Source organism: Mucilaginibacter sp. GW821-FHT07H05 (assembly GCF_059418485.1).
Map to the genome: position 1 here is coordinate 282,041 of NZ_JBWKPY010000001.1, position 24,050 is coordinate 306,090.

A 24,050-nucleotide genomic window follows, 5' to 3' on the forward strand; every position below is an offset into this window, starting at 1 on the left:
CACATCCCGCCCATTTTGTTTAAAACTCGTTTCCCGCAATCAGGCAACTATATTTATATTTACCCATCCATAATTTTTAGCTGCTAATGAGTGAAGATTTAGGCGCGAATGATACGCCTGTTAATAACGAAGAGAATACCCTGCATAACGTCATCTCGCTGGATGGCCTTTACGAGAACTGGTTCCTTGACTATGCATCGTACGTAATACTTGACCGTGCCGTTCCGCATATTCATGATGGTTTGAAGCCGGTTCAGCGCCGTATCCTGCACTCGCTGAAGGAGATGGACGACGGGCGATTTAATAAGGCCGCCAACGTAATTGGTAATACCATGAAGTATCACCCGCATGGCGATGCTTCCATTGGCGATGCCATGGTGCAGATAGGACAGAAAAACCTGCTGATTGATTGCCAGGGTAACTGGGGCGACCCTATAACCGGCGACTCGGCAGCGGCGCCGCGTTATATCGAGGCGCGCTTATCAAAATTTGCGCTGGAAGTTGTTTTTAATCCCGATACCACCGTTTGGCAAGCCAGCTATGATGGCCGTAACAAAGAGCCGATCACCTTGCCTGTAAAGTTCCCGTTGTTGTTAGCACAAGGGGCCGAGGGTATTGCTGTGGGTTTGGCTACCAAAATTATGCCGCACAACTTTATTGAGCTGATTGATGCATCTATCGGCATATTGCGCGGTGTACGGCCCGATCTGCTCCCTGATTTCCCCACCGGCGGTATGGCCGATTGCTCGGCTTATAACGAGGGGCAGCGTGGCGGGCGCATCCGGGTACGGGCCAAAATTGTGGAGCGCGATAAAAAAACGCTGGCTATTACCGAGATTCCTTTCAGCACTACCACCGGCGGGTTAATTGACAGCGTGATAGCAGCTAATGACAAAGGCAAGATCAAGATCAAAAAGATCGAGGATAATACGGCCAAGGACGTAGAGATCATGATCCACCTGGCGCCGGGCATTTCGCCCGATGTAACTATCGACGCGTTGTATGCCTTTACCGATTGCGAGGTTTCCATATCGCCAAACACTTGTGTGATTAAAGGCGATAAGCCGCACTTTATGAGTGTGAACGATATCCTGGAAGAAAGTACCCTGTTCACTAAAGAACTGCTGAAGCAGGAACTGGAAATTAAGCTGAGTGAACTGATGGAGAAGATCTTCTTCAGCTCGCTGCTCAAAATATTTATACAGGAGGGGATGTACAAGCACCCCGATTACGAAAGTTCGTCGACCTTTGAATTGGTAGTAGAAGTGTTGAACCGTTTGTTCGCGCCCTTCTTCCCGCGGTTTTATCGCGAGATCTTAGCTGAAGATTACAAGCGTTTGATCGATAAGCCGATGAGCAGCATCACCCGGTTCGACTTTAAGAAAACGGATGAGCAAATCAAAAACCTGAACGACGAGATTAAACAGGTGAAACATCACCTGAAACACCTGACCGATTATACTATTGACTGGTTTGAAAAACTGAAAGCCAAGTTTGGTAAAGACCGCGGCCGTAAAACCGAACTGCGGGCCTTTGATAGGGTAGAGGCTTCACAAGTGGCGCTGGCCAATATCAAACTGTATGTTAACCGTACAGACGGCTTTATCGGATCGGGCTTGAAAAAGGATGAAGCGGTAAGCTTTGTATGCGATTGCTCGGATATCGACGAAATTATTGTATTTCGCGAGGATGGGAAAATGCTGATCACCAAAGTGCAGGAGAAGGTATTTGTTGGTAAGGATATCCTGCATGTGGCCGTATTTAAAAAGAACGACGAGCGCACGGTTTACAACATGATCTATAAGGACGGCCAAAGCGGCGTATCCTACATTAAGCGTTTTAGTGTGGTAGGCGTTACCCGCGATAAGGAGTATGATTTAACCAAAGGCAGTAAAGGCAGCCGGGTGCTGTACTTCAGCGCTAACCCTAACGGCGAGGCCGAAGTGGTGAATATTCAACTGAAACCGCACTCTAAGCTGAAGAAACTACAATTTGACGAGGACTTTGCCGAACTGGCCATCAAAGGCCGTGGAAGCATGGGTAACATCATTACCAAATATCCGGTTAAAAAGATCATCCTGAAAAGTAAAGGCGTATCTACCTTAGCCGGTCGGAAGATCTGGTACGATGAGATATTGAAGCGTTTGAATGCCGACGGCAGAGGCAAATACCTGGGCGAGTTTGACGGTGAGGATAAGATATTTACCCTGTTAAGCAATGGCGTGTATGAGCTGACCAGCTTTGACCTGAATAACCACTTTGATGATAAAATGCAAATGATCGAAAAGTATAATCCTGAAAAGGTTTATACCGTAGTGTATTTTGAGGGTAAATCAAAAAACTATATGGTGAAGCGGTTTATGTTCGAGAACACGGTTATTGGCAAGCAAACCAGCTTTATTAGTGAAGAGCCGGGGTCAAAACTCATCCTCATCTCGGGCGCGGCACAACCGATTGCTAAAGTGGAGCAGTTAAAAGGTAAAACCATGATCCCCGAAACGGCCGAAATGAACCTGGCCGATCTGATAGATGTGAAGGGCATGAAAGCTATGGGTAACCGCCTATCGGCCCATGTGGTGCAAAGCGTGGTATTGATCACCGAGCATGATGATGCGGCCGATGTACCCGATCCGGAACCGAATACAGTTGAGGAAACCGAAATAGTAGTATCGCCCGAAGCTAAGGCAGTAGCAGATACGCCGCCGGCCAAAGCGGTAAAACCGATGGTAGAGCCCGAAGAAACATCGGCGCCTATTATGGAAGTTAAGCCGGAAGCCGAAAAACCTGTATCGGTAGAATCGCCAAAAACAGAACCGGTGAAATCAGAAGAAAAACCGGTGGAACCGCCAAAAGTAGAACCGCCAAAAGAACCGGAACCACCGGCTCCCAAAAAGATAGATTTCGAGATCACCAACCCGGATGATATTGAGATTGACGATAAGGGGCAACTGGGTTTGTTTTAAAAAGAAAAGAGGCTGTCATTAAAATTATGACAGCCTCTTTTTTGGTAATAGCTTTCAAGACAGACGGCACCAAACGTTCCGATGGAACGTAATAAATCGCTGGTTACTTTGCTACCAACCAGCCGTTCCTATGGAACGGTTATTCTTTCTTCATCCCGGAGGGATGTTTGGTTGGTAGTGATGGGAGTATATCGCCTACGTTCCATCGGAACGTTTGGTGAAATATGTGTTCCCTGTTTTTGGGATTACCATCTCCCGGCTATATTAAACGTTCATTCCTCCCGAAACTTCAATGCGTTGCGCGTTGATCCATTTGGCATCGTCGGTACATAAAAAGGCTACTACCGGGCCAATATCATCGGGTAAACCCACACGGCCAAGGGCGGTTACACCGGCAATCATTTTATTAATCTGATCGTTATCCCTTACCAGGCCACCGCCAAAGTCGGTTTCAATTGCACCGGGGGCAACAACATTTACAGCAATGTCCCGCGCGCCTAATTCTTTAGCCTGGTAGCGGCTCAATACTTCAATAGCGCCTTTCATAGCGGCGTAAGCAGCATAGCCCGGGTTACTGAAACGCGCCAGTCCGCTTGATAAATTAACAATACGGCCGCCATCATTAATTAAAGGCAATGCTTTTTGCGTAAGAAAGAAAACACCTTTAAAGTGGATGTTCATCAACTGATCAAACTGGTCTTCGGTAGTTTCGGCAAAGGAGGCATGGATGCCGATACCCGCGTTGTTTACTAAAAAGTCGAACCTATCGGTATTAAAGGTGCCTTTCAATACGGTTTTAACCTGCTCAAAAAAACTATCAAAGCTTTTTATATCGCCGGTGTTTAATTGCAGCGCGGCGCCTTTTGCCCCGGCCTTTTCAATTTCGGCCACTACGGCCTGGGCTTCATCCTGTTTGCTGTTATAAGTTAATATGACGTTGATACCTTTTTGTGCCAGGCTAATGGCCATGTTTTTGCCCAATCCGCGGCTGCCGCCAGTGATAAGTGCTATTTTGTTGCTTGTTGACATTTGTGTTATTGTTTAATATGATTTAACAGCACAAAGGTAAGGCCATAAACAGGCCTGTGTTTGCAAGCATCAATCCAATGTTTGCAAAATTCAAATCATGGCTGTTGTTCATACTGCTGGCGCAAGTTTAAGGGCGGGGTAGTGTGATGGATTAACTTGTGCCTTGGATGGCTGAAGTCTAAGACTTCAGTAATAGGTAACCACAGGTTACGCTATGCTAAACCTGCGATAGTAAGCGATTTCTGAAACATGCAATTCTGTCCCCGGAGGGGATTACCTATTTATAGAAGGGTAGCCCCATCCGGGGCAAGGAAAATTTAGTCCGACTTTCTATAAACAGGTAGTCCCTCTGGGACATAGAAGTTAAAAAGATCCCGCAAGCTTAACTCAACACCTTCTCTCGCAACTCCCTTGATATCTCATCCGTCACGGCTATCATATCATCATGCAAATGGGTGTTATTGGTGATGATCCGGTGACTGGTATCGCGGAAGGGCAGCAGGAACTCTTTATAAGCCGGTACCACATGGTTATGCCATTTGTACATCACATCATCGTGCGAGTAGCCGCGCTCCAGCAGGTCGCGTTTAAGGCGGCGGCTTAGGGCTATGTCTTCTTCGGTATCGATAAAGATGCGCATGTCCAGCAAATCTGCAATCTCGGTAAAATGCATAATAAACAAGCCTTCTACAATAATAATAGGGGCCGGTTTAATCTCTAACACCTTGGGGACGGCATTAGGATTATTAAAGGTATACTCGTGCTTAACAACAGTTTCCCCATTGATCAGGCTGCTGATATCGTTAAAAAAATGCTCGCGGTCTATGGTCGATGGCAGATCAAAGTTGTAAAGCTTATTCTCCTCCGGTGTCATATTATGCGCTACAGGGATATAATAATCATCCTGCGATACCAGCGATACTTCGGCGTCGGTAAAGTGGGCCAGGAAACATTTTAAGAAAAAGGTTTTGCCAGATCCGCTTCCCCCGGCAATACCAATAATATAAGGTTTATTGCTGCTCATTTGGAACACCGTAGCTCAAATTAACACGGAAACGTTTATCCATCGCGCCAAGCATATCGGCAACGTTTTTGGTCACTACCACAATCACATCCTTATTAGCTTCATTATCAGCAAAGCGGCCGGCTACCTTAGCAAAAACGCTACGGCCTGTCATTGGGTTGGTGATCTTCATTACGGTGCCAATGGGAGCGGTGCGGTGCAGTACCAGTTGCTTTTTAGGGTCAAAGCTGGGATCGTCCATCCAGGTGGCCGGGCCTTTCTCATCTTTTAAAAACAAGCCGTAACGGTTAGCCGGGATATGGCGGTCGGCCAAACTATCGGCCAGGGCTACCATGGTAGTATCGCGCTTAGCTATTATTTCTTTTGGTTTTTCAACTACAGGGGCAGGGGGCATGCCATTGCGCACAATCAGGATCTGGCCCGGGCTAAGGTTGTTATTGGGTAGTTTATTCAGCGCAATGATATCATCAACCGAGGTGCCAAACCTTTTGGCAATGGTAAACAAAGTTTCGCCGGCCGAAACCTTATACTGTTGTGTGTTTTGCGTATTTACCGGTGTGGTTTGAGCGGTTTGGGTATTGTTTTGTACGGTTGGCTGGGCTACCGGCGGTTGTACCTGCGGCCTGGTTTGCTGCACAACCGGAGGGGCTTGTACCGGCTTGGTTTCGGCAACGTTTTCCTTTTCGGCTGGTTTTGGCTGGCTGCCGCCTGATGACCTGATTTGTAAAACCTGACCGGGCGATAGTATATCCGATTTTAATCCATTGGTTTCCTTGATATCGTCAACCGTGGTACCAAAGCGTTTGGCAATAGAATACAAGGTTTCGCCGGCCGACACGCGGAATTGCTGTACCGTCGTCTTCACCTCGGGCTTATGTTCGGCTACTATAGCGGGTTTGGTAGCAGTTTCGGCAAAGGGCAACTCGGTTGGCACTTTCATAATGGCACCCGGTTGCAAAACAATGTTGTTATTAAACTGGATAACAGCGCCAACTTTTACATGATAACGCAGGCTGATGCCATAGTAAGTTTCTTTGGGTTCAACTTTGTGCAGGATAACTTTTTTACCGTTTTGATTTTCAACACCAACCGAATCAAAAACGGTTTTTGCAAAAATGGTATTTGTTAATATGAACAGGGGGCAAATAATCAATAAAATTTTAAACCTCATATCGTTTACTTATTCAGTTTTCTAAATCAATTACATTTAACTCAACCTTATTTCTTAAGTAAATCAAATGCTTATTATGTAATACAAACGCCTCGGGCTGTAATTTTTGTATGCCGGTATTTAATAAATCGCTAAATACCTGTTTATCATCTTTAAAAATATACAAACTTTGGTTAAGCGTATCATTTTTTAGTGCGTGCAAAGATACAATTCTATAACCGTTGTAATAAAGGTTATGTACTATATTTCCAAAAGGTTGCTCGGGCAGGCTATCCCCGGCCAAAATATCAGCGTTTACCATATCGGGTAAAAGGATGCCGGTTTCCACATCGTCATCAATAGCCGGGCTATAGGTGCGCAGCATCGTCCCGGTTTTTATATCGGCAATAAACAATTTGCGGGGTTGTATGCGGCTATCAAAAACCACAGGTCCGTTAATACTTAAATGATTAAAGGCGCGGTTATAATCGCTCCACAGCACCTGCCCGGTTTCGCCATCGGCAGCAATAATACCTTTATGCGCCGGGCTGCCGGGTAACTCATAGTTATGCAGCAGTAAAACGCCATTATAAGCTGCTTCCATACCGGTTAGCCAGCGCTCGTTTGTAGTCAGTTGTGTAAAGTTGATTTTGCCCGATGCCAGGTTAACGGATGCAAAGCTGACCTGTTTATCCGCTTCGTTCCTGATCTCGGCAAAAAGTGTGGCCGTTATGGCATCAATTTCCATGCGCCAAACCGTGCCGCCGAACTTTTGACTGATGTGGGGTTGTAAAATATCCATGCCGGCTGCAAATATGATTTATTTAGACGTAAAAATGACTGTTTATGCAGAACATTGCACGGTTATTGTACGTTTACTTATCATTCAACATAAATTTATGGACGCAAAAGAAATCAGCCTGAAAGAAAAAAAAGTTAAGCCTGTGGTAGATCATTTAAATGACCTGCTGGCTAACTATCACATCCATTACCAAAAACTAAGGGGATGCCACTGGAATGTTAAAGGGAAAAGCTTTTTTACCCTGCATGTAAAGTTTGAAGAGCTATATACCATGGCCTTAACCACCATTGACGAACTGGCCGAGCGGATCCTTACCCTTGGTAAACCACCGTACAGTACTTTTAATGATTATATTGAAACAGCTACCCTTAAAGAAGCGAAAACCATTGGGATGAAAGATACCGACATGGTAAAAGCCATTATTGCCGATATGGCCACCCTGATAGAAATGGAACGCGAAATACTGGAAATAACCGCCGATGCCGGCGATGATGGTACCAATGATATGATTAACCGTTTTATGCAGTTTAAAGAGAAAAATACCTGGATGTTGCGCTCGTTTATTAATGAGGATTGATATTAGTGATTAAAGGTTAGTTAATTAGAGGTTAGTTATCATCTCTGCCATACAGAATAATAGCAAACAAAAAGAGGCCCGGATTATCCGGGCCTCTTTTTGTTTGCAAAGACTAATCTCTAATTAACTAATCTCCAATCACTGTCTTAGAACCTAAACCCAAACGTTACATAAACGTTATCATTAGTTTTATTAAGCAATGCCGATGGGCTTGCCGCGCCAATTTCGTACGGATACACGGTTTGGTTACCTTTAATGTGGCTGTAAGTCAGATCCAGGTAATAGTCGCCGCTGCGGTAGCCTAAGCCTCCGCTAACGGTGTTGATATCGCTGCCGTTGTTTTTAAGCGGGTTGCCTTGTACACCATAACCACCGCGTAAAAATACCTGGCTGCTTAATCTGGCCTCGGCGCCAACATGCGCATTAACAGTCGATTGATAAAGTGTCCTGATATCGTTATTATCGCCGTTTGAAGAGTAATCGCCGCTTAACCTTGATGATGAATAATCCAGGTATTCTACATCGCCGCTGATAAAACCATACTGTTTAAAAAATACAGCTAAGCCACCTGCCGCCCTGAACGGAGTTTTTAGTTTATAACTGAAAGGATAATTTACCGGGTTGTTTGAAATAAGTGTGTTATTAAGCCTGGTGCTCATGCTTTCGTTATAGTTATCGTCTATATTATACCAGGTAGGGGTGGTTATTACCGCGCCAAAACGTACAGCTTCTACAGGTTTGTAAATAAAGCCTAATTTCGCGTTGAAGCCAGTCCCTTTAGTTTCCTGATCCTGGGTGTAAACATTATTATAGTTTTGATTAGCAAACCCCGGGTTTACAAAAACAGAAGCTACACCGCTTTCGGTAAAAGTACTGGTGGTGTTATAACGTAAATTGGTAATGCCGATACCAAAACCAAGGTAAAACTGGTTGCTGTAATTTGCACCCATTGATAAGCTCAGTTCTGATTGCCCGCCGGTTTTAACCGCGTCGCTCAACTGGGCTACACCACCGGGGTTAATACTTGGATAAGCGTTGGTTGCATATTTACCGCCTGCGCTGGTGTATTGGTCTATCAGATTTTGATTATATGCCCATGCGCCCAATGTGTTGTCGGCTATATCACCCGACGCTGGACTTAGCGAGTTATTATTAGCATCATTAGCATAATAGTTAGTGATGCTGCTGCCGGTATTTTTACCGCCATAACGGATATCCTCGTAATAGTTATTAGTACGGTTATACGATACGCCAAAGTTAAGGCTTAACCATCCCTTTGTTTTATCGGCCCCTTTGGGCGTATTTAAACGCGAGTAAAATACCGCTGCAATGTTATTTAAGTTAATGCTGCTTTTTGATGCATCGTTGTTTTGCGACAGGTAGCTGGATTTTACTTTCGAGCCATCAAATTCGGGTGTTAAACTAAACTCCGACCGGGTAAAAAAGCCAATACCTGCAGGGTTACCGCTTACCGAGGATAAATCGCCTCCGATAGCCGTACCCGCGTTGCCAATAGCTTTAATGCGCGATGTAGAACCAGTTTGGAAGGTAGAGAACCGCAAGGCGTCCTGCGAGTATTGAGCAAAGCTTGTCCCTGCAGCCCCTACTATAAGGGCTGCTGTTAGTAAATATTTAGGTTTCATAGATTTTAAGAATGTAAGCTGTTTAGATTGATTTGAATTATGGCCTTACCGGACGGGCACCGCCGCCACCACCGCCTGATGAACTGCTGCTGCTGCTTGACGAACTTCCCGAATTAGATGAGGAAGATGGAGGTGGCGTATAACTCTGTTGTGGTGTATTATTAATAACCGGGCGTGGCGCATCATTGCGTACCGGCCTGCTGCCGCTATTGTTATAGGTGCTACCATTGCTGTTTACCACCTGGCGGCCATTCCCGCTGCCGCTATTAGTAGGGCGGCCCGGATAATTACTGTTTACCGGATAGTTGCCATTATAGCCAATAGGGCGTGTTGCACGGCTTACCAAAGCATTGCCTGGCGCGCCCGAGCCACGATATGGCCTTGGCGTACCTGAGTTGCCATAGGCCGAGTAAGTACCCCAGTAGCCACCACCGCCGCCATAACCATAACCGGTGCCAAAGTAGTTATAACCATAGTATGGATTATAGCCGTAACCACCATAATAACCGTATGGCGAATAATATGGATTATAACCATAATAACCACCAAAGCCAATGCTAAAGCCTAAGCCGCTGTAGTATGGGTTGTAGTAAGTGTAAGGTGAGTAGCCGTAATAAATATCATTGTAATAACTGAACGGTGAAAAATAACCGAAGCGGTTGATGCGCGATGCATAGCTATCGTAAAAGTAATAATCGTCGTCGGTATAGTTATTGTAACGGTTTTGCTGAACAGGCTGTGCAGCAGCCACATACTCGGGTTGATCACCCGCTTTTGCGTTTGAATAATAAACATCGTCATCTTTGTTTGACTGATTGGATGCGATTTTGGTAGTAGAGCAGGAACCCAGCGCCAATGCGCTGATCAGCATAATTCCACCTATAATGTTCCGTTTCATTTTGGAGATTTTGGATTTGTGAGTTTAATAATCTTTAAATTTATAAATTTGGCCGCAATTATACGTAATACAAACGTAAAAATTAATCAGGTTAGGGCTTGTTTGGTTATCGGTATTATGGGTAAGACAAACGGTGTAAACAAAGGTTTAATTAACATAAAATAAAAAACAAATACATATAATCAGGTTGTAATGAGTAAAGGAATTATTAGTAAAGACGAAGACTATTCGCAGTGGTATAACGATCTGGTAATCAAGGCCGACCTGGCCGAATACGCGCCGGTAAAAGGCTGCATGATCATTAAACCGTACGGTTACTCCATCTGGGAAAAGATGCAGGCCGTGCTTGATGGTATGTTTAAAGATACCGGGCACGTAAACGCCTATTTCCCCTTGTTGATACCTAAGTCATTCTTCAGCAAGGAAGCCAGCCATGTGGACGGCTTTGCTAAGGAATGCGCTGTTGTTACACATTATCGTTTAAAGAACGACGGAGCAGGTAATATTGTTGTGGATGAGGATGCCAAACTGGAAGAAGAACTAATCCTGCGCCCTACATCCGAAACCATTATCTGGAATACTTACCGCGGCTGGATCCAGTCTTATCGTGATTTGCCTATCCTGGTTAACCAATGGGCCAACGTCGTGCGCTGGGAAATGCGTACCCGTATGTTTTTGCGCACTACCGAGTTTTTATGGCAGGAGGGGCATACCGCCCACGCCACCGCCGATGAAGCCATTGCCGAAACCGAGCAAATGCTGGACGTATACGCCGATTTTGCTGAAAACTGGATGGGATTACCGGTTGTAAAAGGTAAAAAAACGCCTAACGAACGTTTTGCCGGCGCCCTGGATACCTATTGTATCGAAGCTTTAATGCAGGACGGTAAAGCCTTGCAAGCAGGTACTTCGCACTTTTTAGGGCAGAATTTTGCCAAGGCATTTGATGTGAAATTCACCAATAAAGAGAACGTGCAGGATTTTGTTTGGGCTACCTCATGGGGCGTATCAACGCGTTTAATAGGTGCCCTGATCATGGCCCACTCGGATGATGCCGGCCTGGTATTGCCGCCAAAACTGGCGCCTATACAGGTGGTGATTGTGCCCATCTACAAGCATCAGGAAGAACTGGACAACATCAGCGAATACGTAAAGGGTTTAACTAAAGAATTGAAAGCCAAAGGTATATCCGTTAAGTTTGATAACCGCGATACCCATCGCCCCGGCGCGAAATTTGCCGAGTACGAATTGAAGGGTGTGCCACTGCGCGTTGCCATTGGCAGCCGCGATATGCAAAACGGTACCGTTGAACTGGCCCGCCGTGATACCAAAACCAAGGAAACAGTTAACCAGGACGGTTTATCGGCACATATAGAAAACCTGTTGGAAGAGATCCAGCAAAATATCTATAAAAAGGCCTTAACCTTCCGCCAGGAGAATACCACCGAGGTAGATACCTACGAGGAATTTAAACGCCAGCTGGACGAAAACCCCGGCTTTATCTCGGCCCACTGGGACGGCACGCCCGAAACCGAGCAAAAAATAAAAGATGAAACTAAGGCGACAATCCGTTGTATACCTTTGAACAATAAACAGGAGGCCGGTAAATGTATTTTAACAGGTAAGCCTTCAAGCCAGCGCGTTCTTTTTGCCCGTGCTTATTAATGCAATTGGTTAAAGATAATCATTATGTTATCTGCCTTGATCTTAAATTTCAGCAGTTGTACATTATATGGATATCTGATGAGGTGGACGAGGTTTTGGTTAATGAGGATCTTAAAATAGTCGCTTTCAAAACAAAAGTTGGATTGCTTAAGTACTGGCAGGAAAACATAAAGGAATCGAATGTCGAAATTACTAATTTTAACATTTACCTGTTACAACAGTGGTTGCTTCAGTCGGTTCGGAAATTTGATTGTGAATTATTTCTGAACCTTTGGAATTTATTTACAGATGTCGCAGTGTCAGTAAATAAAGATTTTATAGGGGATGAAAAAGAAGATATTAGGAATACCATATATGATAAACTGTTTGATGCAAGCGGTGTTTTTATAGCCGATAACCCTAATCCCACTTTTGATATCACTGAAATTGATGTGTTAAGTAAAGTAATGAAAAATGGGCTTGATATTTTATTGAATAATATATCGGTGACTGACCAATAGGTTAATTACTATCCTTTCCCTAAAAGGAAAACTTTAATTGCTCCCCCTTTAGGGGGCCGGGGGGCTTGAGCTACTATGAAATTTGCGACTAAGGCTATACATGCAGGTCAGGAGCCCGACCCTACAACAGGGGCCGTGATGACACCGATATATCAAACATCAACCTACTGGCAAAAAACGCCGGGGGATAATAAGGGCTACGAGTATTCGCGTGGTACCAACCCAACCCGGAAAGCGCTGGAAGATTGTTTGGCCGCATTGGAAAACGCTAAATACGGACTGGCATTTTCCAGCGGTATGGGCGCTACCGATGCCGTAATGAAGCTGTTAATGCCCGGCGACGAGGTGATTACCGGTAATGATCTGTATGGTGGCTCGTACCGGATCTTTACCAAGATCTTCGCTAACTACGGTATCAAGTTTCATTTCCTGGATCTGTCCGACCCGGAGATCATCCGCCAATATACCAACGAGCATACCAAACTGGTTTGGATAGAAACGCCAACCAATCCCACCATGCAAATTGTGGATATTGAAGCCATTGGAAAGATCACCAAAGAAACTAATCTGATGCTGGTGGTGGATAATACCTTCGCCTCGCCATACCTGCAAAACCCGATGGATCTGGGTGCCGATATCGTGATGCACTCGGTTACCAAATACATTGGCGGCCACAGTGATGTGGTGATGGGCGCCCTGATGCTGAATGATGAAGACCTGTACAAACGCCTTTGGTTTATTTATAACGCCTGCGGCGCTACGCCCGGGCCAATGGACAGCTTCCTGGTGCTGCGCGGTATTAAAACCCTGCACCTGCGCATGAAGGCCCATTGCGAAAACGGTCGCGTTATTGCCGAATACCTGAAAACGCACCCTAAAGTAGACAAGATCTATTGGCCGGGCTTTAGCGATCACACTAACCACGAGATCGCCAAAAAGCAAATGCGCGATTTTGGCGGGATGATCTCCATCACCCTGAAAGGTGCCGACCTTGCTGAAACGTTCCGCATAGCCGGCTCGTTCAAAGTATTTACCCTGGCCGAGTCCTTAGGCGGTGTAGAATCATTAATTAATCATCCCGTAAGCATGACCCACGGCTCTATCCCCAAAGAAGTCCGCGAAGCTGTCGGTGTAACTGACAACCTGCTGCGTTTGAGCGTAGGGGTAGAGGATGTGGAAGATTTGCTGGAGGATTTGAAACAGGCGCTAAGCCCCCTAACCCCCTAAAGGGGGAATGGTTATGCTTAAGCAGGATCTTCAAAAGCTCCCCCTTCAGGGGGCTGGGGGGCTTAACCTCAAAGCCTTCCTCGACTCCAAAGTTGCCCAATACAACCAGCCCGGCTTTATAGCTAACGACCCGGTTTGTATCCCGCACCTGTTCACCAAAAAGCAGGATATCGAGATCATGGGATTTTGGGCGGCTACCCTGGCCTGGGGACAGCGGGTTACCATCATTAATAAATGCAAAGAGCTGATCAGTCTGATGGATGGTGCGCCTTACGATTTCATCATGAACCACCAGGAGCCCGACCTGAAAAAGCTGCTGCATTTTAAGCACCGCACTTTTAACGATATTGACACGCTGTACTTTATCGCGTTTTTCAGGTACCATTACACCAACTTCACCTCATTGGAGGATGCTTTTATACCGAAGCCCCCCAACCCCCTAAAGGGCGAGTTTGATTTGCCTGCTCCCCCTTTAGGGGGCCGGGGGGCTATAGCTTTGAACCACTTCCGCACCTATTTCTTTTCCCTGCCCGATTTTCCCCACCGCACTAAAAAGCACGTGTCGTCACCATCGCAAAAATCAACCTGCAAACGGTTGAACATGTTCCTGCGCTGGATGGTGCGTAAAGATGATGATGGTGTTGATTTCGGTATCTGGAACCAGATCAAACCCGCCGACCTGATCATGCCCTGCGATCTGCACGTTGACCGTGTGGCCCGCAAACTCAACCTGATCACCCGCAAACAAACCGACTGGCAAACCGCCGTCGAACTAACCGAACGCCTCCGCGAATTTGACCCCAATGATCCGGTGAAATATGATTTCGCTTTGTTTGGGTTGGGGATTGAGGAAAAGTTTTAAAAAGAAAAAGTACTGCCATTGCGAGCGATAGCGTGGCAATCTCCAATTTGCAGGCATGTCACCCTGAGCTTGTCGAAGGGTGTGTGCGGAGGCCTGCCCACCATGGTTCGACGGGCTCACCATGACACCCTACGCCCACTTGCCCTCGCAATAACATGGGCTAAACGAGGTTTTAAACCGCTTTCCGCATCTTCACAATCCCCAGCATTTCACCATCTGCCATAGGTGCATCAACTCTTTCAATCGCCGTATAACCCATAGCTTCATACAAAGGCACACCGGGCAGGGTAGCGCCCAATTCAAAAGATTTGAACCCGGCAGTCATGGCAGCCTGTTCGCATAGGGTGATCATTTTGCGGCCAATACCCCGGCGGGCATAATCAGGGTGCACAAAAAACGCGCGGATACGGGCCGCATCCGTGGCTGGGTCGAGCAGCGGGTCTTCCTTTTCTTTATACTGGTTGCCGCCGTAAAGCGTGTTGCGTTTGCTCCAGCCGCCGCAGGCTACAATTTGATTGTCCAGTTCTAAAACATAATAGGTGCCATCGGTAATTAACTGGCTATCTACACCAAAAATGTGTTTAATAGAGCTTTCTATTTGCCTGTCGGTATAGTAGCCGGTGCTTAAACCGCGTACCGAAAGGGCGATGAGGTTTTGCAGTTCGGGGATATCGTTAAAGGTAGCTAAGCGGAAATTCATTTGGGGGTAAAGATAAAAATTGCATTGTGGTTTTGCTCTATTATGCCCGGTTTGTGCTTTATCAACGTAGGCCCGCTCAATTGCCGCGGAGGGCTGTCACTTTTTTTCTTGATAAAAAAAGTAACCAAAAAAATCAAGACAGCGCTAATGCTTCCTTTGCCGCACTGGCCTTTGCCCGCATCATGCAAAACCACGGGCCGCAAGAATTTGCCCCTGCTCTCGCTCGCGCATTGCCCCGCTTCAGGCAAATTCGCTTTACCCTTTCCACCCACAGGCCAGCATCGTTTTGCCTGATCTTTCCGGAAGCTTCACCGCTGTCGGGGATAAGAAGAGCAGCAAATCCAATCGGCCAAAGGCCGATTGGATTTGCCATATACTATTGTGACGAACCCTTAATAACCGTCCTAAATGCGGCCTCGGGAATCTTCGGGTACCACTGTCCCTGCCAAAGCACTGACTGTTCGAAGAAGATAACCAAGCCGCGGTTTTTTTCTTTGGTTACTTTCTTTTTTGCGAAAAAAGAAAGTAACATCCACTGGCTTTCATAGCTGATTTACCCAGCCTAATGAAATGCTGAACATAAGGCTCTGCTTGCAGGGGGGATGTAGTATTCCGTAGCTAAGTGGCAAATATAAGGATGGGATTGCCACGTAGCCCCACTACACATTCCCTGACGGCTCCTCGCAATGACATAAAGTATAAAATCTCAAATCTCAATTTCAAATTTCAAAGCAAAACCCTATCTTCGCCCATGCAAGAAAAAATCCTCATTCTTGACTTCGGCTCACAGTTCACTCAGCTTATCGCCCGCCGTGTCAGGGAACTTAACATCTACTGCGAGATCCATCCGTTTAACAAACCGCCTGAAATTGACGAAACCGTAAAAGGCGTAATTCTGTCCGGCAGTCCATACTCGGTACGCCAGGAAGATGCCCTGCATTACGATTTTAAATCTATCCACGGCAAACTGCCTTTATTAGGCGTTTGTTATGGCGCGCAATACATGGCCCATTTTGGCGGTGGCGAGGTAATGGCCTCCAGCACACGCGAATATGGCCGTGCTAACTTAGATTATATTAAAAAGGACAACCCGCTGTTTAAGCAAATTCCCGAGAATTCGCAGGTGTGGATGTCACACGCAGATACGATTGCCAGTATAGCTGCCGATTACGAAATTATTGCCAGTACCGAAACCGTAAAGGTGGCGGCCTACCAAATAACAGGCACGCAAACCTACGGCATCCAGTTCCACCCCGAGGTTACTCATAGTGTGGACGGCAAGCAATTGCTGCAAAACTTTTTGGTTGATATTTGCGGTTGCACACAGGATTGGACCCCCGACAGCTTTGTGGAAACCACCATTGCTGCCCTGAAAGAGAAATTAGGCGATGATAAGGTAGTGCTGGGATTATCCGGCGGTGTTGATTCATCGGTGGCGGCGGTATTGCTGCATCATGCTATTGGTAAAAACCTGTATTGCATATTTGTTGATAACGGCCTGTTACGCAAAAATGAATTTGAAAGCGTACTGGAATCATACAAACACATGGGCCTTAACGTTAAAGGAGTAGACGCCAAACAACGTTTTTACGATGCGCTGAGCGGCTTATCTGATCCCGAAAAGAAACGTAAAGCTATTGGCCGCGTATTTATAGAGGTGTTTGATGATGAAGCACACCAGGTGCAGGACGTAAAATGGCTGGGCCAGGGTACTATTTACCCGGATGTGATCGAATCTGTATCGGTTAAAGGGCCGTCGGCTACCATCAAATCGCACCATAACGTGGGCGGTTTACCCGATTTTATGAAGCTGAAAGTGGTTGAGCCGCTGAATACCTTGTTTAAAGACGAAGTTCGACGTGTAGGTAAAGCACTGGATATTGACCCTAATATTTTAGGCCGTCACCCTTTCCCGGGCCCGGGACTGGCCATCAGGATCTTAGGTGAGATCACACCCGAGAAAGTAGCAATTTTACAGGAAGCTGATGCGATTTATATCAACAATTTACGCTCGGCCGGTGTTTATGATAAAGTTTGGCAGGCGGGCGCTATTTATCTGCCGGTACAAAGTGTAGGTGTAATGGGCGATGAGCGCACTTACGAAAACGTAGTGTGCCTGCGCGCAGTGGAATCGTTAGACGGGATGACCGCCGACTGGTGCCACCTGCCGTACGACTTGCTGGCCAAGATCAGTAACGAGATCATTAACAACGTAAAGGGAATTAACAGGGTAGTATATGACATTAGTTCAAAACCGCCTGCTACAATTGAGTGGGAATAAACGCTTACTGTTTGTAGCCATAGGCTTGCTGCTGGCGGCATGTTCGCCCAAGATACGCCCTGTGGTTACACCCCCAAAACCTGTTGATAGTGTTGTTGCAAAGAAACCTGTTGAGGTAAAGGTTGTACCGCCAACGCCGCCTCCGGCAACGCTGATATCGTTACTGCTGCCGTTCCATTTAGATGAATTGGATTTGAGCAAAGGCGCGGCCCGTAGCGGCTTAACAAAATCTGATTTGGCTGTGGAATATTACCAGGGCTTTAAACTGGCGCTCGATTCGTTAACAGCTGGTAATCGTAACTTTAAATTACAGGTATTTGATACCCGCGATGCTACCGCCCAGGCACATAACCTGGCGCTGAATACCAAAGTACGCACCAGCGCTTTGATTGTAGGGCCTGTTTATCCCGAAGAGGTAAAGAGCTTTAGTTTAGCTTCGCCGAATTTGAAGCGGATGGTAGTATCGCCGCTTTCGCCGGCGTCTCCCCTGGAATATAAGAACCCTAACCTGATCACGGTGATACCACCGCTGGAATATCATTGCTGGCGTGTTGCCGGGTATATCCAGGCTAAGTTGAAAGCTAAAAAAGTATTCATACTGAAATCGGGCTATAGCGATGATAATAAGTACTCGGTCCCATTTAAAAAGGCGATTGACAGTCTCAGCAAAAAACGCATTAAAGTGATTGAGGTAACTGTAGTACGCGGTAATTTAAGCGCGCTGTTGCCCCAATTATCTTTAACCGAACAAAATATATTTGTAGTCCCCTCAACCGATCAGCAGTTTTTGCAGGTCACGTTGCGATCGCTGGATATGCTGGCTAAACAGCATTACCCGGTAACCTTGTTCGGCCATCCTAACTGGGAGGACGCGGATTATCTGAAACCCGAACTGCTGCAACGGCTGAATACCTATATCAGTTCTGGCGATAAAGTGAATTATAAATCGGCCGCGGTAATAAAGTTTATTAAAGATTTCCGTAAGGCCTACCATGCCGAACCACATGAATATGCTATAAAAGGCTATGACGAGGGTATGTATTTTGGCCGCTTAGCCAGTACAGGCGGGCAATCCTTTCCGAATTTACCCGATTATGAGGGCCTGCATAACACCTTTCACTTTGTAAAACTGGCGGGTTTGGGTTATGTAAATACCCATGTTAAATTATACAAGTTTGCCAACTTTGAGTTAAAACCTGTAGAATGAAAGCACTGAACCAGCTTAAAACTTTTCAGCGCATTTTGGATGAATATCCGGCAGATACCCCGCTGGGTAAATTCCTGCCCGGGTTTTACAGGCAAAACAAGCAAATGGGCTCAACCGATCGTAAAGTAGCCGGCAGGTTGGTTTATAATTATTTTCGTTTAGGCCAGGCCTTGCTCAATTTGCCTGCCGCCGAACGGCTGATAGTAGCCGAGTTTTTATGCAATACGCAGGTTAATTCCTTTTTGCAGCATTTTAAGCCCGAATGGGCGCTTTGCATAGATCAGCCGATTGATAAAAAGATGCAAATGGTGAAAGACATTCACCCCGGTTTTAGGCTGGAAGATGTTTTCCCCTGGACAGACCAGTTATCCCCCTCGATAGATAAGGATGCCTTCCTGAAATCATTCTTCACCCAGCCCGATCTTTTTATCCGGGTACGCAAGGGTTTTGAAACACAGGTAAAAAGCGAACTGACAAGGGTAGGGGTTGTGTTTAAGGATGAAGGTAATAATTGCCTCTCCATGCCTAACGGTACCCGGTTAGAGAATATCTTCCCGGCACAGCATTGGTTTGAGGTGCAGGACAGTTCATCGCAGCAAACCGCGCGATTTTTTAAGCCCAATAAATGGGATGCCTGGTGGGATGCCTGCGCCGCATCGGGCGGTAAATCGCTGCTGCTGCATGAGTTAGAGCCCAATATTAAACTGGTAGTATCCGATATCCGCGAATCGGTATTGGCTAATCTCGACGAACGTTTTCAGCGCTCGGGCTTGCACAAATATCAGAAGAAGATCATCGACCTGACTCAAAACGTAGACCCTGAACTGCATGATTACGCCTTTGATGGGATCATCCTGGATGCGCCCTGCAGCGGTGCTGGCACCTGGGGCCGTACGCCGGAGATGATCAGCCAGTTCAGCAAAACCAAAATAGATTTTTTTAACCGCCTGCAGCAGGATATTGTGCGCAACGTAGTAAAATACCTTAAACCCGGCAAGCCGCTCATTTATATCACCTGTTCGGTTTTTAAAGCCGAGAACGAAGCGGTGGTTGATTTTATAGTGAAGGAATTAGGCTTGAAGGTAGAAGAGCAAACCGTGCTGAAAGGCTATGAACATAAAGCCGATACGATGTTTGCGGCAAGGTTGATTAGCCCCCCCGGCCCCCTAAAGGGGGAGTATTCCATTAGCCAGTTCAAGCGTGGACGCTTGAACTCGTGCGAAATTAAGCGTCCATGCTTAATTTAATATTGAACGTGAGCGTGGACGCTCAATCAGGATTATAGTTCAAGCGTGGACGCTTGAACTGGCAACAGATTGCAGGTGCAGACCTAAGAGTCGGCTGTGAGGACACAGCCGACGGGTGGTTAATTATCCCATTGCAGAAAGTTCCACACCATCCCCATCAAATCCAATAAAAAACCTATTTTTAAAAAGTAAAAACAGCAACCACTATATCATGATCTATCTACCATCAGACAAGCGATACGATACTATGCAATACCGCCGTTGCGGGCGCAGCGGCATTAAACTCCCGGCCATATCATTGGGGTTGTGGCACAACTTTGGGGGTGTGGATGTGGAAGAAAATTTCCGCAAGATACTGCGCACCGCCTTTGATAACGGTATTACCCATTTCGATCTGGCCAATAATTACGGTCCGCCGCCCGGATCAGCCGAAACTAATTTTGGTAAGATATTAGCAGAAGATTTCGGCGCTTACCGTGATGAACTGATTATTAGCAGTAAGGCCGGCTACACCATGTGGGATGGCCCTTACGGCGATTGGGGTTCAAAAAAGTATTTGGTATCCAGTCTTGACCAAAGCCTGAAGCGTATGCGATTGGAATACGTGGATATTTTCTATCACCACCGTCCCGATCCGGATACCCCGCTGGAGGAAACCATGTCGGCACTTGATCTGATCGTTCGGCAGGGGAAGGCGCTTTATGCGGGCATATCCAACTATCCGGCCGAAAAAGCCGCGCAGGCAATCGCTATTTTGAAAGATTTAGGTACGCCATGTTTAATCCATCAACCCAAGTATTCGATGTTTGAGCGTTGGGTAGAAGGCGGCCTGATGGATGTTTTAGGTAAGGAAGGGGTAGGCTGTATCCCGTTCTCGCCCCTGGCGCAGGGTATGCTGACCGATAAATACCTGCACGGTATCCCCGAAGATTCGCGCGCGGCAAGGGGAGCATTCCTTAAAAAGGAAATGCTGACCGATCAAAAGCTGAGCCAGATCAATCAGCTAAATGATATCGCTAAGCAACGCGGACAAAGCCTTGCCCAAATGGCCCTGGCATGGCTGCTGAAAGACGAAAGGGTAACATCGGTACTGATAGGCGCCAGCAGGCCCGCGCAACTGTTAGACTCGCTGAAATGCCTGGATAATATCCAGTTTTCGGCAGAAGAGTTAGCTAAAATTGAAACCATATTAAAATAAACAATGGCCGATATTAATTGGGGAATTATTGGCTGCGGCGATGTAACCGAAGTGAAAAGCGGGCCAGCATTCCAAAAAATTGAGGGCAGCAAGTTAATAGCCGTTATGCGCCGCGATGCCGAAAAAGCAGCCGATTATGCCGCTCGTCACCAGGTAAGCAAATGGTATGATGATGCTAATCAACTAATGGATGACACGGATATTAACGCGATATATATTGCTACGCCGCCGTCATCGCACATGCCTTATGCCCTGGAAGCCTTAAGCCGGGGTTTAAATGTATATGTGGAAAAACCGGTTACCCTTAACGCCGCCGAAGCAAGGCAAATAGCCGATGCGGTAAAAAAAAGCGGGGCAAAACTAACAGTGGCGCATTACCGCCGCGCTGTACCCATGTTTTTATATATTAAAGATCTGCTGGACAAGCAAACCATAGGCGATGTGAGGACTGTGCAGATCAGGATGTGGCAAAGCGCCAAACCGGCCCTTGTTGCCGACGTAAAACATCAATGGCGGGTTGACCCGGCGCTATCAGGCGGCGGGTATTTTCATGATCTGGCTCCGCATCAGCTCGACCTGATGCTGTATTACTTTGGCGAACCAAAAAACTACCAGGGTTACTCATTAAACCAATCGGGCTTAAACCAGTCTGATGACCATGTTTGCGGCCAAATAGTTTTTAAAAATAACGTGGTGGTTAACGGTTCGTGGTGCTTTAATGTGGCCGAAAGCGAATCGGTTGATATTTGCGAGATGGTGGGTACTAAAGGCAAAATATCGTTCCCGTTTTTTGGGAAAACGGTAAGCTGGTATAATGAAGAGGATAAGCAGACCGTGACTTTTGAGCACCCGCAACATATACAACAACCACATATTAAAAATATGGTGGCTTATTTTAATAACAAACAACCTAATCCATGTGCCATTGAAGAGGCTATTGTGCTGATGGACATGATGGATGCCTTTACATCGCGATAAAAAACGTTCATGAATAATCCTATCAACTATCCGCCTATGCCGGTAAATGTTGACCCGGAGGTAATTAAACCATCGGCAACATTTAAAAAAAGTGTGGTGAATGTAACACTGGCCATGTTGCTTTTTGTAGTAGTTTATGTGTTAATGCTGATAGGCGCCATGGCCATTGCTATTGCATTTGGTGGGGCAGGTTTAGGGTTAATGTATATTTATCCCAGTTTTGTTACGCTGGCAATAGGGGCGGGCTTCATCATATCCGGCGTAATGTTGCTTTATTTTTTGGTGAAGTTTATATTTAAAAGCAACAAAACCGACGTATCGGGCATGCTTGAAATTACAGCGCAGGAGCAACCCGAACTGTTCGCCTTTATCAGGCAGTTGACTACCGAAACCCAGTCGCCCTTCCCTAAAAAGATCTTCCTTACAGCAAATGTTAATGCGGGTGTATTTTATAACTCTACCTTTTGGAGCATGTTTTTCCCGGTGAAAAAGAATTTGCAGATAGGTTTGGGCCTGGTGAATTGCTTAAACCTGTCGGAGTTTAAGGCTGTAATGGCCCACGAGTTTGGGCATTTTTCGCAGCGGAGCATGAAATTTGGCAGTTATACTTATAACATGAACCGTGTTATTTATAATATGCTGTATGATAACGAAGGCTATGCGCAAACCCTAAATACGCTTGGTAACGTCCATTCATTTATCAGGCTGGGCATTTACATTAACATACAGGTTATTAAAGGTATACAGGCCCTGCTGAAAAAAATATACGTTGTAGTTAACCGCAGTTACCTCAAGCTATCGCGCGAGATGGAATTCCATGCCGACGCGGTTTCGGCTTATGTTACCGGATCCAATCACACCATTAACTCACTACGCCGTATAGAACTATCCCAGGTATGTTACGACAGTACATTTAATTATCTAAATATACTGGCCAAGGATAAAAAGCGCCCGGATAATATTTATCCGCAGCACGTAGCAGTAATGAGCTTATTTGCTGCCAATAACCAATTGCAGGCCGATGCGGCGGGGATTCCCATGATAGATAAGAAACTGGCGGTATTGAATAATACCCAAATAGTAATTGCCGATCAATGGTCGTCGCACCCCTCTATCGACGAGCGGGAGCAGCACTTAAACGCCATTAACGTGATTACCGATACAACCGATTTGCCAGCCTGGAGTTTGTTTAACCATCCGGAAGAGTTGCAGTTACGTTTAAGCAATATGGTGTATGAAGGTGTATCCGAACCTTACGACGTGATCGATACGGCCACCGCTAAACAAATATTCGATCAAAAAACCGAGGAAAATTCTTATAGCAAAGCGTATAAAGGCTACCACGACGGGCGCTACTTAACCGAATTTGATATAGATGAACTGACAGCCCGGCCATATCAAAAAACAAACATCAGCTTTAACGAATGGCTGAATGATGAACGCATTAATTTACCCGCGCGCATTAAGGGGATTAAAGGGGATATGGCTACCGTAAAAGCAATTTACGAAGGCGACCAGGTGAAAACCTTTGATTTTAAAGGTATAAAATACAACCAAATTGATGCGCCAAACATTGAAAAGTATTTGCAAACCGAACTTGCCGAAACCGAAGATCAGCTAAAGGAAACGGATAAGGAAATGTTCCTGTACTTTTATCACCATGCTGCTCAGCCGCAAAAGATAGCCGATGCTTACAATGATTTTTTTGCCTGCCAGCAGCGTACTATAGCTAATTTGACCAGGTATGAAAAGCTGATAGATACCATCAGCCCCATTTATACCAACATGCATCCTAATGATATTGAACATACACTGGATTTGGTATACGCTTTAGAAAAGGATTTTAAACCACACATGAAAACCTTGCTGGATGACCATTTATACAGCACATCCATATTGCCCGAGTATAAGGAAGCTATTGAGGCTTATTTAGGGAAAAACCTGGTATATTATACCAGTATGTACAATGAAGTTGCTATTGGCACGTTAAACAAAGCATTAAGCGCTTATTTTGCGATTGTGGATGATCATTACTTTTCTCATAAAAAGCAGCTGCTTAAATTACAATTGGCTGAATAATAAATTATATGAATAAAAAT

At 45.8% G+C, this 24,050-nt stretch carries 20 protein-coding genes; 13 read left to right on the forward strand and 7 right to left on the reverse strand.

The genetic code is table 11. The annotated features are described in order from the left end of the window. Positions 1-86 precede the first annotated feature (86 nt). Entirely contained in the window at positions 87-2,963 is a 2,877-nt protein-coding gene (locus AC07M6_RS01340; protein WP_494886926.1) for a DNA gyrase/topoisomerase IV subunit A, read from the forward strand. 264 nt (positions 2,964-3,227) lie between these two features. Here AC07M6_RS01340 and AC07M6_RS01345 read toward each other — a convergent pair whose 3' ends face one another. From AC07M6_RS01345 to AC07M6_RS01360, 4 genes are all read right to left on the reverse strand, one after another. Continuing rightward, positions 3,228-3,992 (reverse strand): SDR family NAD(P)-dependent oxidoreductase, encoded by a 765-nt coding sequence (locus tag AC07M6_RS01345; protein WP_494886927.1) that lies wholly within the window; start codon positions 3,990-3,992, stop codon positions 3,228-3,230. Between the two features lie 382 nt (positions 3,993-4,374). Then, positions 4,375-5,016, reverse strand: coding sequence for a uridine kinase family protein (locus tag AC07M6_RS01350; RefSeq protein WP_494886929.1), 642 nt, complete (start codon positions 5,014-5,016; stop codon positions 4,375-4,377). Next, positions 5,003-6,187 (reverse strand): DPBB and LysM peptidoglycan-binding domain-containing protein, encoded by a 1,185-nt coding sequence (locus AC07M6_RS01355; protein ID WP_494886931.1) that lies wholly within the window; start codon positions 6,185-6,187, stop codon positions 5,003-5,005. The genes AC07M6_RS01350 and AC07M6_RS01355 overlap by 14 nt, the downstream gene beginning before the upstream one ends. Positions 6,188-6,200: 13 nt before the next feature. After that, positions 6,201-6,968: a DUF4905 domain-containing protein gene (locus AC07M6_RS01360; RefSeq protein WP_494886933.1), complete on the reverse strand. Its 768-nt coding sequence runs from the start codon at positions 6,966-6,968 to the stop codon at positions 6,201-6,203. Positions 6,969-7,065: 97 nt separating this feature from the next. Between AC07M6_RS01360 and AC07M6_RS01365 the strand changes: the two genes are divergently transcribed. Then, positions 7,066-7,545, forward strand: a complete 480-nt coding sequence (locus tag AC07M6_RS01365; RefSeq protein WP_494886935.1) for a Dps family protein — start codon at positions 7,066-7,068, stop codon at positions 7,543-7,545. A gap of 146 nt (positions 7,546-7,691) precedes the next feature. Here the strand turns inward: AC07M6_RS01365 and AC07M6_RS01370 are convergent, their stop codons facing one another. Both AC07M6_RS01370 and AC07M6_RS01375 read right to left on the reverse strand, forming a co-directional pair. Further along, positions 7,692-9,188, reverse strand: a complete 1,497-nt coding sequence (locus AC07M6_RS01370; protein ID WP_494886937.1) for an OmpP1/FadL family transporter — start codon at positions 9,186-9,188, stop codon at positions 7,692-7,694. Positions 9,189-9,225: 37 nt separating this feature from the next. Beyond that, complete coding sequence (locus AC07M6_RS01375; RefSeq protein WP_494886938.1) at positions 9,226-10,086, reverse strand: hypothetical protein; 861 nt, start codon at positions 10,084-10,086, stop codon at positions 9,226-9,228. 192 nt (positions 10,087-10,278) lie between these two features. On the opposite strand from AC07M6_RS01375, the gene proS reads away from it, so the two are divergent. The 4 genes from proS (at position 10,279) to AC07M6_RS01395 (ending at position 14,340) form a co-directional block, all read left to right on the forward strand. Then, the gene (gene proS, locus AC07M6_RS01380) at positions 10,279-11,751 is read left to right on the forward strand and encodes a proline--tRNA ligase (protein ID WP_494886940.1); all 1,473 of its coding nucleotides are present in this window, start codon (positions 10,279-10,281) and stop codon (positions 11,749-11,751) included. Next, positions 11,751-12,251: a hypothetical protein gene (locus AC07M6_RS01385; protein ID WP_494886942.1), complete on the forward strand. Its 501-nt coding sequence runs from the start codon at positions 11,751-11,753 to the stop codon at positions 12,249-12,251. The genes proS and AC07M6_RS01385 overlap by 1 nt, the downstream gene beginning before the upstream one ends. A 75-nt stretch (positions 12,252-12,326) precedes the next feature. Beyond that, the gene (locus AC07M6_RS01390) at positions 12,327-13,478 is read left to right on the forward strand and encodes a cystathionine gamma-synthase (protein WP_494886944.1); all 1,152 of its coding nucleotides are present in this window, start codon (positions 12,327-12,329) and stop codon (positions 13,476-13,478) included. A 13-nt stretch (positions 13,479-13,491) separates the two neighbouring features. Continuing rightward, complete coding sequence (locus AC07M6_RS01395; RefSeq protein WP_494886946.1) at positions 13,492-14,340, forward strand: TIGR02757 family protein; 849 nt, start codon at positions 13,492-13,494, stop codon at positions 14,338-14,340. A gap of 172 nt (positions 14,341-14,512) precedes the next feature. On the opposite strand, the gene AC07M6_RS01400 is transcribed toward AC07M6_RS01395, so the two are convergent. Next, positions 14,513-15,040, reverse strand: a complete 528-nt coding sequence (locus tag AC07M6_RS01400; protein WP_494886948.1) for a GNAT family N-acetyltransferase — start codon at positions 15,038-15,040, stop codon at positions 14,513-14,515. A 26-nt stretch (positions 15,041-15,066) separates the two neighbouring features. On the opposite strand from AC07M6_RS01400, the gene AC07M6_RS01405 reads away from it, so the two are divergent. The 7 genes from AC07M6_RS01405 to AC07M6_RS01435 all read left to right on the forward strand — a co-directional run bounded on the left by AC07M6_RS01405 (position 15,067) and on the right by AC07M6_RS01435 (position 24,030). After that, the gene (locus AC07M6_RS01405) at positions 15,067-15,588 is read left to right on the forward strand and encodes a hypothetical protein (RefSeq protein WP_494886950.1); all 522 of its coding nucleotides are present in this window, start codon (positions 15,067-15,069) and stop codon (positions 15,586-15,588) included. A gap of 203 nt (positions 15,589-15,791) precedes the next feature. Beyond that, positions 15,792-17,321 (forward strand): glutamine-hydrolyzing GMP synthase, encoded by a 1,530-nt coding sequence (gene guaA, locus AC07M6_RS01410; protein WP_494886952.1) that lies wholly within the window; start codon positions 15,792-15,794, stop codon positions 17,319-17,321. Continuing rightward, on the forward strand, positions 17,278-18,528 hold the full coding sequence (locus tag AC07M6_RS01415; protein ID WP_494886954.1) for an ABC transporter substrate-binding protein: 1,251 nt from the start codon (positions 17,278-17,280) through the stop codon (positions 18,526-18,528). Before guaA ends, AC07M6_RS01415 begins: the two co-directional genes overlap by 44 nt. Then, entirely contained in the window at positions 18,525-19,775 is a 1,251-nt protein-coding gene (locus tag AC07M6_RS01420; protein ID WP_494886956.1) for an RsmB/NOP family class I SAM-dependent RNA methyltransferase, read from the forward strand. Before AC07M6_RS01415 ends, AC07M6_RS01420 begins: the two co-directional genes overlap by 4 nt. A gap of 211 nt (positions 19,776-19,986) precedes the next feature. Beyond that, positions 19,987-20,973, forward strand: coding sequence for an L-glyceraldehyde 3-phosphate reductase (gene mgrA, locus AC07M6_RS01425; RefSeq protein WP_494886957.1), 987 nt, complete (start codon positions 19,987-19,989; stop codon positions 20,971-20,973). A 3-nt stretch (positions 20,974-20,976) separates the two neighbouring features. Continuing rightward, positions 20,977-21,951, forward strand: coding sequence for a Gfo/Idh/MocA family protein (locus tag AC07M6_RS01430; RefSeq protein ID WP_494886959.1), 975 nt, complete (start codon positions 20,977-20,979; stop codon positions 21,949-21,951). Positions 21,952-21,960: 9 nt separating this feature from the next. Then, the gene (locus AC07M6_RS01435; RefSeq protein WP_494886961.1) at positions 21,961-24,030 is read left to right on the forward strand and encodes a M48 family metalloprotease; all 2,070 of its coding nucleotides are present in this window, start codon (positions 21,961-21,963) and stop codon (positions 24,028-24,030) included. Positions 24,031-24,050: the final 20 nt, after the last annotated feature.